Genomic DNA, 13760 nt, shown 5'->3' on the forward strand with positions numbered 1-13760 from the left:
GGCCGCCGAGGCCGCCGTGGCTGTCCGCCCGGCACGAGGACTGTTGATGCAAGAAATTTCCACGAAGCCGTACCTGCTGCGCGCGCTGTACGAATGGTGTACCGACAACGGCTACACGCCGCATATCGCGGTGCGGGTCGATAACCAGACACGCGTGCCGCGCCAGTTCGTGCGCGACAACGAGATCGTGCTGAACATCAGTTTCGAAGCAACGAGCCAGTTGCAGATGGGCAATGAGTGGATCGAGTTCAGCGCGCGGTTCTCCGGCAAGTCGCACAAGATCGAGGTGCCGGTGGCGAACGTGCTCGCGATCTACGCGCGGGAAAACGGACAGGGCATGGCGTTCCCGGTTGATTCGACCGGTGGCGAGGCGACCGATTCGGAAGCGGAAGGCGACGAGGTGCCTGCCGAAGAGGCCGGCGAGCCCGCGCCGGCCGCGGCCGCGCCCGATGCTGCGAGCAGCGAGCAGGGCGCGCCAAGCAGCGTTCAGAGCGATGACGGTCCACGTCCGGACGACGACGGCGGCAAAGGTGGAAGAGGTCACCTCAAGGTCGTGAAATGAAGTAGAATCGCGGTCTTACGCCGGCTTAGCTCATCTGGTAGAGCAGTTGATTTGTAATCATCAGGTGGCGGGTTCGAGTCCTGCAGCCGGCACCAAACGGGATGAGAGGGGTTGCGCGAAACTGGCGTAACCCCTTTTTATTTTTCCCGCTGTTCCTTCACTTTCCGGTGACGATAAACGCGATGCTCGCCGTAGCTGGCGCGTGCATGCTAAGGCGCCGGGGGTAATCCGGGCGGCGGTCCGCTATCCGGCAGGCTAATCACCGGGGCCGAACGCGGACAACGAAACGTCGTCAGCAGATTGCTCGTCAGCGGGTTGGCCAAACTTCCCGCGTTGGCGATGTCCAGCACCGCCTTGCGCCCGTCGAAGTCGTACACAACTCGCGTGCGTCCGGGTGTCGCCGTTTGAACGATTTCGCCGCGCCGCAGGAGCCGCATGAACGCCCATCCGCCGTCCGCGGCGACGGTCGACGTATCCGCGCGAATGCGCGGGCTGGCCGTCAGCTCGGCATGCACGCCGCCGCGCGGACCCGGCCACGTTACGTGAAGCGGCATCACCGGCCCGTGCTGGTACAGGGCGCCCTGTCCATCGATATCAATAGCAAGTCCGGTGATTGACGGGTCGAGCTCTGCCACGCGAATGTCGGTTTTCCAGACCACCTGCTTTTGCCCCTGGTCGCTGAAAAATACCTCCCGGATGGCCTTTGCATGCTGGAACGGTTCGAGGTCTGGTCCGCTCACCGGTTCGGTCGAGCCAGGCAGCGTCTTGTAACGCCATGGGCGCGCGGACGTATCGACGAACGGAGCCAGATTCTTCGTGAAGAAATTGTCGAGCACGCCGTCCTGCGCGAATAGTCGCGTAAAGTCTTCGATACTCACATCGCGCGCACTGCCAGGGGCGAACGGATAGTTCCCTTCAATGGTGAGCCGGCAAGTGTCGCCGATCACCGCCTGCATCTGACGTGACAGCAGTCGACCGACGCCTTGATTCACTTCAAGCGAGCCCTGCGACGACAGGCCTAGCAGCACTTCACGCAGCGGCGCGGGCATCGTGTTGGCTGCCATCCGGAGCTTTGATGCGGCGTCGCTCGCAGGCGGCAGACTGTTGTTCGCGATCGCGCTGTCGGCAACCATCAACGATGTGTAGTAGTCGTTGAGCAAAGTCGACATGCCATCTATTCCGGTCACGCCTCCCTTCGCCTTCGATGCGGCGTCGGCAGTGGGCCCGACCTCGGGACTGCCCGTCACCATTTCGCGCAGTGCCGCGAAGTGGCTGTCGACGATTTCCCGCTCCGCGCGTTCCTGAGCGCGAATTCCCGGTGTCTTATCCGCTTTGTCCGCAAGCCTCTCGGCGGTCTTTTGCAGCAGCGATGGTTCGTCGTTTGTGATTGAACGCGTCAGCGTCGTCTCATGGACGACCGCTGTAACAAGGCGAACGAGCGGAGAATCCGGTGCTGCGAAGCGGCGCAGCACTTGCAGATCGAACGCGAGGCTTGTGCCGCTGACGACGCGCAGGTCGGTCAAAAACATGTCCCAGTTTCGTGCGTATTCGATCAGGTACAGGCGCCGGACCGCTTCGACGAGCGGATCGTCCATGTCCGCAGGACCGCCTGCGATTTCAACCGTTTTTTTTTGAGCACCGCCGGGCTGCAAGCGTCCCATGACCCACGCGTCACCGTCGCGCGCAGCCTCGAGGAATTCGTGCAGGCGCTTGTCGAACAGTTTGCGGTAGCCATCGAACGTGAAAAGTCCCGGCACACCGCGTGCAAGCGGTGCGCCGCTTGCACGCGTGAATACCGTGCCCGTGTGCGGGCCGATTACGCGCAGCAATGAAAACTCATCCGGCGCATCTTTCTCCATGTCGGCCTTCGCTCGCTCGTATAGACGCTCGGTTGCCTCGATCGAGTCGAGGAACGCGCGTGCGCGTTGAATCAGCGCGTCGTTGCGCATCAGCGGCGATTGCACGTATCGCTCCCCTGAGAACAGGTGTTCGACGTGACCAATCATTGCCGCGCGGCCACCGAATGCCGCGGCACTGTCCGTTTTCGCCCAGTCGTCGAGAACCCATGCCTTGATATCGCCTGCGCTGAAATTTGCGCGGTCATAAAGCATCAGGTAGACACGCAGCGCGTCGTAAGTCGACTTCGCATCGCGATTGAAGATTGACTGCGAGATGGCATCTTCCATGCGTCGCACGATCTGAGGCAAAAGCAGGTTGTCTTCCAGCGCCTGATAGGTAAGGCGGCTTGCGTCGATGACGCCGGGGGCCGAGTAGAGACCATAGCGGAAGCGACTGTCGGGAGCGGAGAGATCAAGATGTGCGTAGGCGGGCAAAGTGCGCGCGTTGGTCAGCGCCTCGGGCACGGCTTCCTGCTTCGGTGCTTCGTACAATCGGCTCACGCGAGCCGCGAGCGCGCTTGTTTTGCGATGGATCGTGTCGAGGTAATCGCTGTTGTTATGGAAGCTCGTATAAAGCGAAACGGCAAGCCATGCGAAAAGCAGTAAGGCAAGCGCGTGTCCGGCGAGTTGCAGTGCGCGGGAGCGATATTCCCAATGCAGATTCGGGCGAACAAGGTGCGCTTCGGGCAAGATGACCTTGTCGAACAGGTCCTGAAGAAAGTAGCCGTGAGCGCTGTTGACCCGTGTGCGCTTGCGTTCGATACGCTGACCGAGCGCCGTTTCCAGACGTTGGACGACCGTGAGCGGCTCTGGCGTGATCGACTCGCCGCTTTGCACCGCGCTCGTGAAATACACGCCACGCAAGTTTGCGTTTGACTGCGTGACGTCGTAGCGAGAGTCGCCGAACAATCGCGACACGAGTTCCACAAGCGGCACACTTAATGCGCCAAAGGCTTCGGGCAGTGCGGCCAGATGCTGGCGGCGCGCCATATCGTATTCGTCATCGAGTCGCGAATTCAATCCGTTGGATATGCGTTCGGCAAGTTGCGTAAGCTCGGTCTGGCAATGCATGTCGACGCTTTCTGCATCGACAGGTAAAGTGAAGCCCCACATCTGTGCGCGGTGTTCTTTGGTGAGCGCGCCGAAATAGTCAGCGAATCCCGGTAGCCGATCCGCCTGCGTGATCAGCAGGTACACGGGAAAACGAACACCGAGGCCGCTTCGCAATTCCTCGAGCCGGCTGCGCAACGCGGTCGCTTCGGCGGCGAGCATTGAAGGGTCGGGCGAAGTTAGTACATCGAGCTTGACGACGAGCAGCGCACCGTTCACGGGCGCACGAGGCCGCCGACGGCGCAACAATGCGATAAAGCCGCGCCACTCGTCGGCGTCAACGAGCTGTTGCCGATGATTGGCGTCGTCAGCCGCGGGAATGCCATTGACGGGTGCGCGCGATATGTTCTGGTCGGCACCGACGGCTGATGCTTGAGCGGGAGCATGCGCATGCGCGCCCGAATTGCCGTGAGACGTGTAGCGCCCGGGCGTGTCGATGAGCACGACGTTGTTCGCGAGCCACCAGTCGATATCGCCGGTGCTCATCGGCGCACTCGCGAGCTGGTCGGCGTTCCCGACCGGGAACTGCAGGCCGGCATGCAAAAGCGCGCTGGTCTTGCCGGAGCCGTTTGATCCGAGCACGACATACCACGGCAACTCATACAGATACCGTGCGCCTTGAAACAGTTTTGTAAAGCCTGTTGCGCCTGTACGCATGCCTTTGAGACGGGCGAGCGCGCCGTTCATCCGGGCTTCGACTGTTCGCAACCGGTCCGCGGCGGGAGAGGGTTCCGTGCGGGTGCCGAAGCGCAGCGCCTTATCGAGAAAATCCTTGTCGGTTTGCATCCGCCGGAGAGCCCAGATCAGCCAGTAGAGTGCGAGACAAGCGAGGACGAGCCCGATCGCAACGATGCGCGACGACGTCGACGCGAACGGCTGATGCTGTCCAAAAGCAATGAGCGGTGCCGCATACCAGATCAGCAGGCACAGAAGCGCGACGAACACGGGGCTCGTCGACATGCCTCTGAGCCTCAATAGCGCGATCGTAAGCACCAGCGCGATGATGAGCATACGCACGCCAACGTCGGTAAATGGCTTAAGCGTGCCGAACGCGACGTATGGTCCGAGAAACCATATCGCGGCCGATAGACCGGCGAGCGCAACGAGTGCGAGGGACCAGCGGGATCCCAGAAATGACAACAGTTTCATGCTTTGTTACCGGATGCGGGGGAGCTAGGGCGTAACGGCGATTGCGACGCGACGGTTCTGCGCACGGCCTTGCACAGTGGAATTGTCACCGATGGGGTCGGCGTCGCCTTTGCCGACTACCTCGAGGCGCGACGCCTGCACGCCCGCGGCCTGCAGCATTCGTGCGACCTCCGACGCGCGCTCGTGCGAGAGTTCGAGGTTCGACGCAAATGGGCCGGTGTGGATTGGCCGGTTGTCGGTGTAACCAGTGATGACAACCTTTCCAGGAACCTTGTTGATCTCGTTGGAGAGCTTCGCCATCAACGAACCCATCGATGGGTTGACATTGACGCCGCCGGGCGTAAACATCGAATCGCCGCGGAATGTCACCGCGCTATGGCGCGTGTCCTCATCGACGCTTACCGTGCCTGCGGCAATCTCGTCGCGCAGCAGCTCCTTCAGGCGCGGCAGACGGGCGGGGCGCGGCAACATCTTGCCGATCTCGATAATCTGGTCTTCAACGATACCGACGCGCTGCAACAGCTGATACTTGAACCAGCAAAAGAGCGCGGCTAGCACGATGCATGCGACGGCGAACGAGCGCCAGACCGGGAAGTCGTGTATCGATATGCGCTTTCCTTGCGCGTCGGACTGCACGTGCGGCGATAGCGCAATCGCCACGGCTCCGCGGTGCATCTGGATCTCGTTGTAGATTCTCTTGCGCACAGCGTCGTGCTTGCGCGCACCGTCCACTTCATGCCGATAGCGCCCGATGAAGCCGAGGCTCAAGACGCGATAGATCAGCTCGAGCAGATCGATATGTTCGCGCGGGTCCGTCATGAGTCTGCCGATCAGCAGATAGATCTTGTCGCCGCCTTGACGGTCTTCGTGGAACTCGGTGGCGAGGCCCGTCGCGATCCAGCGTACGCCGGTCTCCCGCTTGCCCCACTGCGTCTGCGTCGCGGCATCGTCGAGCGCGGTACACAGGCAATAGCGCGCGCCGATCATATGATCCCGGCGAACGTTGGCCTCCTCGCACAGGCGTTGAAAGATGCGCACTTCATGCTTGAGCAGCAAATGCAGCTGGTCGATTCCTTGCAGCGCGAGATCTTCGGGCATATCGGCGAGCGCGCGCAACAGTGGACGCGCCGCTTCGAGCAGCGGATTGTGCGCTGTCTCAACGGCGTGAAGACGCGCGGCGTATGGCTCCCCGGGCGGTATGACGCCGGGCGGTGCGATGTTCGGATCGCGCGAGGCGGCGTGATGAACGGGTTCGTTCGGGCTGCCCAACGCGAAGCCGTCGCGAGAAGGCAATCCCGTTCCAAAAATAGGAAATCCCGCTTGCGAGTTCACTGTGATCCCCATGAAGTCATGATGTCCGGGCGCGACACCTTATGGTTGCGCGCCCTTTGATAGGTGCGAGGCGGCTAGCCGCGCACGCCCCACAACTCGAGCTTGAGTTGCGGAAAATCTCCGGCGACGTGCAACGCGATTCCGCCATGCTGCGCGACCGCTTCCCACAGTGGGCCGGAGCGGGACAGTTCGAAGTACACATATCCGGAGTTGAATGGAATCTGGCGTGGGGGCACCGGCAAGGCTTGTAGCGTGATGCCGGGCAAATGCGCGCGCACGAGATCGGGCAGATGCGCGGATGGCCCCATTTTGGCCTGCGTGGCGAACTGTGCGACGAGGACGTCGGGCGGCATCGCCGCGGAGACGGCCAGCACCACGGAAGTGAAGCTTCGCAGCTCGGCGGGATTGACGACCGCGTTGCGCATCCCGTATTTCGAGTCTTCGAGTGCAATGGCTTGTGCGCTGCGCACGAGTACGGCGTTCAGCAGCCAATGCGTGTCTTCGACGACAGGCCGCAGGCACGAATGCGGTTCGATGTGCTGATACGGCGGATGGCTCGCGAGCGGGCGACGCGTGCTGGAGCGCACATAAGTCGACAGTTCGCCGGCCATTGCCGTGAGTAGTGAGTAAAGTTCTACCGGGGACGTTGTCGGCACTCTGCGTAGATGTTGCAGAAGCGGTTCGTAACGGTTCAGCGTCTGCAAAAGCAGGTAGTCGGACACTTCGGCGACGGAGCCGGCCTTGCCGTCGTTGCCGGTCAGGCGCTTCGCGAGCGCGTCCGCGCGCAGGCGCGTGAGCTCATGAATCTGACCAAGCCACGATTCGAGTAGTGCGCTTGCTCCGTAGCCGCAAACGGGGGGCACGAGCGTTTCGTCGAGCTCAATGCTGCCGTCCGCCCTGATGATCTTTACCTTGGCAAGCGGTAGCCCGAGCCAGCCGTCCGTCAGTTCTTTCTCAGGCACGAGCCGTAGACGAAGCCTCGACAACTGTACGGATTTGGCGCCCTGGCCAATGGAGTTCGTATCGCGCAGTTCGGTGTCGAATACCGCGTAGCGGGCGAGGGAATCGGCGCCGGCATCGAAGGTGGTCTCCTCGCCGTTGGGCATGCGAATCGGCGCCGCCAGATGAATCACCTGTTCGAGATGCTCGGCGCGAATGGTGAGCGGCTCGGGAGGCGGGGCATCGCCGGGCGCGCTGAACGGCGTACCGTCGGCGAACACGCCGTCCACCGCTTTGACGATCACCTTGCCCAGCGCGAGCGCTTCCCTGTCGATCGCGAAATGATTGAAACCGAAGAAGAACGGTGAAAGCGGCGCGACGCGCTTGTGCGCGTACTGTTCGAGGTAGCGTTCCTGCTGCTGAAAGAGCTGGGGGCGAAGAAAGAGCCCTTCATTCCAGACGACCTTGTTGTACCAACTCATTCGTTAAATCCATTAACTGTCTGTTCTGTTGTTCATCGAAAATCACGATCGCGTTTGCGTCCAGATTGATCTTCAATTTGAGCGTCGGCGGTACGCGATACCAGGCGCTCGCAGGGGCCGGCGGCAGCGGCCACGACGCGCGCCACACGGAATGAGGCAGATCCCTGTAAGCCGCCACGATGCCGAGCACGGTCGTCGCCTGATTGGCGTCGCGCTGGATGGTCCTGCTTTCGCCGGGGCGAAGCTGGAACTGCTCGCGCGAGATGAGGTCGTCCGCGAGCACGGTCCTGTCCTTGTCCTGAAGCGAGAAGAAGTCGGTATCCTCGAAGGTCGCGGCGTACTTCAATTCGTACAGGCGCACAACGATCGGTGCCGCGCGGTTTTGTCCATCACGATTGACTTCCGGCGACGCGGTTACCGTCAGGTTCAATCTGACCGGTTCACGGGGCGGCGCGAGACGGCTGCTGACGCAGGCGGCGAGCCCGGTCGCACAGACCATTGCAAGTACGAAGATAAGCGGGCGCATCAAAGAAAGCGGGCAAGGTGTCGGGCATCAATGGGCCCTGTCTCGCGAGGCGCGGACAGAGCCCGGTAAGTCAGCGCGTTACGCTTCCTTGTTCAGCTTGATGTCGTAGCCGGCCGTCACCGCGCCGCCGCTGCCGCCTTGCGCGTTCTGGACCACGTACTCCTGCTTGACGCGTGAGAAGGACAGGCGCACGAGTTCGCGGATGCCGTTTTCGCTGTTGCTGCCCGACGGATGCACCCGGGTCACGAGCACATCGCTCATCGTGATCTTCAGATACTCGAGCGGATTGCCACCGGCCTTGCGCACGGTAAGCACGGCCTGGTCGATGTGTTTGCCGGTCAAGCAATACTTCATCAGGTTCGGACTCGCGCGGTCGACCAGATGTTCGAAGCTCAGGTCCTCGATGGTTGCCTTACCCGCGCCGCCGCCCGATCCCATGTGCATCATCGACTGCTGCGAGATCTCCCATGTCCAGTTTCTGACTTCGATTTCGTTCTTATGGCTGGCATCCTGGGATTCGCCATCGATGCCATTGATCTTGATGAAAATGTCTTGTGCCATCTAATACTCCCTTTTTTAAAAAGCGACTAACGTGTTCCACGGCTCGCGCCGCATTCGAGGAACTCTGACGGAGCCGTCCGCTTGCGCCGGATCAGGCTGGATTGGTCTGCTGGTCTCCCGATACTTCAGGCAGCCGCCTTGACCGACGGCAAACGTGCGACGAGCCGCAAGGACACAGTCAGCCCTTCGAGCTGGAAGTGCGGCCGCAAGAAGAACTTGGCCTGGTAGTAGCCGGGGTTGTCCTCGATCTCCTCGACGACCACTTCGGCCGCCGCGAGCGGGCGCCGGGCTTTCGTTTCCTGCGATGAATTCGCGGGGTCCGCGTCGACGTAATTCATGATCCATTCGTTCAACCAACGCTGCATGTCTTCGCGCTCGCGGAACGTGCCGATCTTGTCGCGTACGATGCACTTCAGGTAGTGCGCAAAGCGCGAGCATGCAAAGAGATAAGGCAAGCGCGCAGAGAGGTTGGCATTCGCGGACGCATCGGGGTCATGGTATTCAGTTGGCTTTTGCAGCGACTGCGCACCGATGAACGTGGCGTGATTCGTGTTCTTGCGATAGACGAGCGGGATAAAGCCATTTCTCGAAAGCTCCGCTTCGCGGCGATCGGAGATGGCGATCTCGGTCGGGCACTTCACATCGATCCCGCCGTCGTCAGTCGGGAATGCGTGGCACGGCAACCCCTCGACGGTGCCGCCGGATTCGACGCCCCGGATGAGCGAGCACCAGCCATACAGTTTGAACGACCGGTTGATGTTGACGCCCATCGCATAAGCGGCGTTCGACCACGTGTAGTTGCGATGATCGGGGCCGTTCGTGTCTTCCTCGAAATCGAACTCATCGACCGGATTGGTGCGCGCGCCATAAGGCAGCCGCGACAGAAAGCGCGGCATGGCAAGTCCGATGTATCGAGCGTCTTCAGTATTGCGCAACGAGTTCCATGGCGCGTATTCGAGGTTTTGGGCAAATATCCGCGTGAGGTCGCGCGGATTCGCGAGTTCTTGCCACGACTCCATTTGCAGGACCGACGGTGCGGCACCGGAGATGAACGGCGTATGCGAGGCCGCTGCGATTTTCGCGATGGAGCCGAGCAGATCGACATCCTGAGGCGTGTGATCGAAGTAGTAGTCGGCGACGAGGCAGCCATATGGCTCGCCGCCGAGCTGGCCGTACTCTTCTTCGTAGATCTGTTTGAAGAGCGGGCTTTGATCCCATGCAAGGCCCTTGTAGCGCTTCATCGAGCGGCGCAGCTCTTCCTTGGAGACGTCCATGAAGCGAATCTTCATGCGTTCGTCTGTTTCCGTGTTCGATACGAGGTGATGCAGGCCACGCCACGCGGACTCCAGCTTCTGGAAGTCTTCATGGTGAAGGATCAGATTGATCTGCTCGGAGAGCTTGTGATCGATTTGCGCGATGATTGCTTCGATGCTTTTGTAAGCATCGTCGCTGAGCGTGAGCGACTGCCGTAACGCCTGCTCGGCAAGCGTCTGCACCGCGAACTCCACCGACTTGCGTGCCTGCTCCGTTTTCGGACGGAATTCCTGTGCGAGCAGATGGTGGAATTCGTTCTGCGCGTGAGTCGTCGAAGCGGTGGCTTGTGTGGTTTGTTTTGCCATGGTCGATTACTTCTGGTTGGTCATGATCGGTGCTGACGTAGTTGGCGTGCGTGCGTCTAGATCTGAACCGGTTCCGCTGCCGGGGAGTCGGGCTCACGCCTGACCGGCGGCGTGGTGGCGAGGGTCTTGAGCAGTGCCGGGTCGGCGAGCAACTTATTGACAAGCGCCTCGGCTCCTGACTTGCCGTCCATATAGGTCTGCAAATTGGCCAATTGCGTGCGGGCATCGAGCAATTGACTCAGCGGTTCGACCTTGCGAGCGACCGCCGCGGGTGAGAAGTCCTCCATGCTCTCGAAGGTTACGTCCACCAGCACGTGTCCCTGTCCGGTGAGCGTGTTGGGTACCGTGAACTCGACGCGCGGCCTGATCGCCTTCATGCGCTCATCGAAATTATCGATATCGATATCAAGAAAGCGACGATCCGAAACGGCCGGAAGCGAGCCCACCGGCTTGCCGGAAAGGTCGGCGAGTACGCCCATGACGAATGGAAGTTCGACCTTCTTTTCCGAGCCATAGATCTCGACGTCATATTCGATCTGCACACGCGGCGCGCGGTTTTGTGCGATCAACTTCTGAGCGCTGTTCGAATGAACAAGGGTCATGCAGTACTCCGTAAAATTGTGAATGGCCTGATTACTCAGGCAGAAAAAACGGTGCTTCGGGGTCAGGCCGGCGGCGGCGCGCACTGCATGTCGGCGATTTCAAATACGATGGCGTCCCTGGGCGGGGCGTCCGGGTCGAGGATGCCGACGCGAACGGCTGCCGGCACGCGCTTTGCCGGAAACGCGTCGAGCCACAGTGCTGCGAGACCTGGCAATACATGTTGCTCGATGAAGCTGATCAGAACGCGCGCACCTGTTTCCTGAACAAGGCAATGCTTGACGATGTAATCGACGACTTCATCGTCGAAGCTCAGTGCGATACCGTGGCTGTCGGCCATTCTTCGGACGACGCGCTCCAGATTCAAAGCGACGATGCGCGCGAGGGAATCAGACGTGAGAGGACGGTAGGGCACTAGCGTCACCCGGCCAAGGAACGCGGCAGGAAACACCTTGAGCAATTCGGCTGTGAGCGCATGGCGCAATCCGTCCTGGTCGGGCGCAAGCGCGGAGTCGGCGCAAAGCGCCGAAATCAGTTCGGCGCCTGCGTTGCTTGTGAGCAGGATTGTCGTGTGGCGAAAGTCGATGTAACGACCGTCACCGTCCTCCATGTAGCCTTTGTCGAACACCTGAAAGAAGACTTCGTGCACGTCGCGATGCGCTTTCTCGATCTCGTCGAGCAGCACGACGGAATAAGGGCGTCGGCGCACGGCTTCGGTCAGCACGCCACCCTCGCCGTAACCCACATAGCCGGGAGGCGCACCCTTGAGGCCAGACACCGTGTGGGCTTCCTGATACTCGCTCATGTTGATCGTGATCAGGTTCTGTTCACCGCCATAGAGCGCCTCGGCAAGTGCAAGTGCTGTTTCGGTCTTGCCCGCCCCGGAGGGGCCGGCCAGCAGAAATACGCCGCGCGGTCTGGTCGGATCCATCAATCCGGCGCGTGCCGTCTGCACGCGTGCGCAGATCTGATGCAATGCGCTTTCCTGCCCGATCACACGTGAAGCGATCGTTTGCGGCAGCGTTTTCAACGCGGCTACCTCGTCCTTCACCATTTGGCCCACTGGAATACCAGTCCAGTCCGAGACGATCTCGGCAACGACGGCCTCGTCGACCTCGGCTCTGACGAAAGGCGTCTCGCCCTGGCATTCCTTGAGCGCGGCTTCGAGATTCTGTAGCTCGTCGACCGAGGTCAGTGCTTGCGGCACGGGTTCCATGCCGGCATCGCCCGCGGCGCATAGCGACGCACGTGCGTCGATCAATGTCTGGGCGGCGTGACGCTGCGTATCCCACCGGAGCGAGATCGCCGCATCCTCAGTAATGAGTCCGGCAATGCGGCCACGCGCGGTGACGATGGCCCGGGTCACGTCGAGCCCGACGCGCGCTTCCTGTTCCAGTAGCTGCAGTTCCACGTGCGCTGCCTGCAAGCGTTGCCGGACGTCCTGCAATTCGCGAGGCGCAGCATGCTGCGACAGCGCAACACGCGCGCAGGCGGTGTCGAGCAGGCTGATCGCCTTGTCCGGCAACTGGCGGGATGGAATGTATCGATGCGACAGGAAAACGGCTGCGCGCACGGCCTCGTCGCGCACAATGACACGATGATGGTCTGAAAAAGCGGCGACGAGGCCCCGAACCATGTCGACGGCCATCGGCTCTTCGGGCTCGGACACCTGCAGCATCTGGAAGCGTCGCGTAAGCGCGGGGTCTTTTTCGATGTGCCGTTTGTATTCGGACCACGTTGTCGCGCCGATCACACGTACTGCGCCTCGCGCGAGCGCCGGCTTCAGAAGATTGGCCGCGTCGCCGGTGCCGGTTTGCCCGCCAGCGCCCACAAGTGTGTGAATTTCATCGACAAATAGAATGACGGGCTTTTGGGACTTCGTCGCGGCCTCGAGGACGTGCTTGAGCCGCGCCTCGAACTCTCCCTTCATGCTTGCGCCGGCGAGCAGCGCTGCAACGTCGAGCGACAGCACACGTGCTTCGACCAGAGCGGGGGGGACATCGCGCTTGGCGATCGCAAGCGCGAGGCCCTCGATCACAGCTGTCTTGCCGACGCCGGCTTCACCCGTGAGCAGGGGGTTGTTCTGACGGCGCCGCAACAGCACGTCAATCATTGTCCGGATCTCACGCTGCCGTCCGACGATTGGGTCGATTGTGCCTGCACGCGCGTGGTCGGTGAGGTCGACACAGTATTGTTCGAGAGCAGCAAGCTTGCCCGTCGCTGCCGTCGCACCGGATGATTCGCCTGGCAAGGTGGGCAGAAGGTCGGTGTCGTCATAGGGCGCATCGTCGGCCTCCGGTGACCCGCTGACCCATGCCAGCCACGTGTCGCGTGGCACATCCGACGCTATCCGGCCGAACCCGGCAGAGATGGAAAGCAACAGGCGCCTCAATTCGGGCGTGCTGGTCAGCGCTGCCATCAGCGATGCGCCGCGCACGCGATGCTCGGAAAACTCGAGCGTGGCAAGCACCCATGCCCGCTCGATGGCGAGTTCGAGATGGTGCGAGAAGTCGCTGATCGAGCTCGCCCCAGCCGGCAATGCGGTTAGCGCGCGCGAAACATCGCGCTCCAGGGCATCACGCTCGATGCCGGCATGTCGAACGATCCGTTGTACGTCGCCATCGGGAAGCTGGAGTAACTGATGTAGCCAGTGCGTCAGCTCGACATAGGGATTGCCGCGCAGTTTGCATAGCGTCGTTGCCGACTCGATGCTGCGAAACAGTGTGACGCCGAGCTTGCCGAAAAGTGTTTGCCGGGAAATGGTCATTGTGTCATTGCGGATGTATCGATAATGCGCGCTTTATAAGCGCACTGGCGGTCGATCGAATTTTTCGCGGCGATTGTAGGTGAGTTCGAATAACTGGATGCTGATTGAATTTGTGAAATTACCCAATATTACAGATCAGCGAAATTAAATTGCCGAATCTGATGTGAAGGATGTCTCTCATAAATATAAATATTTATTAAGATCAATCGAGTGCG

Annotated in this window: 9 protein-coding genes and 1 tRNA gene; 2 read left to right on the plus strand and 8 right to left on the minus strand. The window is 60.9% G+C overall.

Going from position 1 to position 13760, the window contains the following annotated elements:
* Positions 1–46 precede the first annotated feature (46 nt).
* Both KZJ38_RS03415 and KZJ38_RS03420 read left to right on the plus strand, forming a co-directional pair.
* The gene (locus KZJ38_RS03415) at positions 47–562 is read left to right on the plus strand and encodes a ClpXP protease specificity-enhancing factor (RefSeq protein ID WP_219798779.1); all 516 of its coding nucleotides are present in this window, start codon (positions 47–49) and stop codon (positions 560–562) included.
* 19 nt (positions 563–581) lie between these two features.
* Positions 582–657: transfer RNA gene (locus tag KZJ38_RS03420), tRNA-Thr, on the plus strand.
* 114 nt (positions 658–771) lie between these two features.
* Here the strand turns inward: KZJ38_RS03420 and tssM are convergent.
* The 8 genes from tssM to tssH form a co-directional block, all read right to left on the minus strand.
* Positions 772–4719: a type VI secretion system membrane subunit TssM gene (gene tssM / locus KZJ38_RS03425; protein ID WP_219798780.1), complete on the minus strand. Its 3948-nt coding sequence runs from the start codon at positions 4717–4719 to the stop codon at positions 772–774.
* A 24-nt stretch (positions 4720–4743) separates the two neighbouring features.
* The gene (tssL, locus tag KZJ38_RS03430) at positions 4744–6012 is read right to left on the minus strand and encodes a type VI secretion system protein TssL, long form (RefSeq protein ID WP_425518312.1); all 1269 of its coding nucleotides are present in this window, start codon (positions 6010–6012) and stop codon (positions 4744–4746) included.
* A gap of 113 nt (positions 6013–6125) precedes the next feature.
* On the minus strand, positions 6126–7472 hold the full coding sequence (gene tssK, locus KZJ38_RS03435; RefSeq protein WP_219798782.1) for a type VI secretion system baseplate subunit TssK: 1347 nt from the start codon (positions 7470–7472) through the stop codon (positions 6126–6128).
* The gene (gene tssJ / locus KZJ38_RS03440) at positions 7441–7998 is read right to left on the minus strand and encodes a type VI secretion system lipoprotein TssJ (protein ID WP_219798783.1); all 558 of its coding nucleotides are present in this window, start codon (positions 7996–7998) and stop codon (positions 7441–7443) included. The genes tssK and tssJ overlap by 32 nt, the downstream gene beginning before the upstream one ends.
* Positions 7999–8076: 78 nt before the next feature.
* Entirely contained in the window at positions 8077–8559 is a 483-nt protein-coding gene (locus KZJ38_RS03445; RefSeq protein WP_219798784.1) for an Hcp family type VI secretion system effector, read from the minus strand.
* A gap of 125 nt (positions 8560–8684) precedes the next feature.
* Complete coding sequence (gene tssC, locus KZJ38_RS03450) at positions 8685–10178, minus strand: type VI secretion system contractile sheath large subunit (protein WP_219798785.1); 1494 nt, start codon at positions 10176–10178, stop codon at positions 8685–8687.
* A gap of 56 nt (positions 10179–10234) precedes the next feature.
* On the minus strand, positions 10235–10780 hold the full coding sequence (tssB, locus tag KZJ38_RS03455; RefSeq protein ID WP_219798786.1) for a type VI secretion system contractile sheath small subunit: 546 nt from the start codon (positions 10778–10780) through the stop codon (positions 10235–10237).
* A 62-nt stretch (positions 10781–10842) separates the two neighbouring features.
* The gene (gene tssH / locus KZJ38_RS03460) at positions 10843–13545 is read right to left on the minus strand and encodes a type VI secretion system ATPase TssH (RefSeq protein WP_219798787.1); all 2703 of its coding nucleotides are present in this window, start codon (positions 13543–13545) and stop codon (positions 10843–10845) included.
* Positions 13546–13760 lie beyond the last annotated feature (215 nt).

The organism is Paraburkholderia edwinii (assembly GCF_019428685.1).
Classification (GTDB): Bacteria; Pseudomonadota; Gammaproteobacteria; order Burkholderiales; family Burkholderiaceae; genus Paraburkholderia; species Paraburkholderia edwinii.

Bases quoted from the DNA above. Each gene is read 5' to 3' on its own strand.
- KZJ38_RS03445 (WP_219798784.1), bottom strand. From the start codon at position 8,559: ATGGCACAAGACATTTTCATCAAGATCAATGGCATCGATGGCGAATCC.
- KZJ38_RS03415 (WP_219798779.1), top strand. From the start codon at position 47: ATGCAAGAAATTTCCACGAAGCCGTACCTGCTGCGCGCGCTGTACGAA.
- tssC (WP_219798785.1), bottom strand. From the start codon at position 10,178: ATGGCAAAACAAACCACACAAGCCACCGCTTCGACGACTCACGCGCAG.
- tssK (WP_219798782.1), bottom strand. From the start codon at position 7,472: ATGAGTTGGTACAACAAGGTCGTCTGGAATGAAGGGCTCTTTCTTCGC.
- tssH (WP_219798787.1), bottom strand. From the start codon at position 13,545: ATGACCATTTCCCGGCAAACACTTTTCGGCAAGCTCGGCGTCACACTG.
- tssM (WP_219798780.1), bottom strand. From the start codon at position 4,719: ATGAAACTGTTGTCATTTCTGGGATCCCGCTGGTCCCTCGCACTCGTT.
- tssJ (WP_219798783.1), bottom strand. From the start codon at position 7,998: ATGCGCCCGCTTATCTTCGTACTTGCAATGGTCTGTGCGACCGGGCTC.
- tssB (WP_219798786.1), bottom strand. From the start codon at position 10,780: ATGACCCTTGTTCATTCGAACAGCGCTCAGAAGTTGATCGCACAAAAC.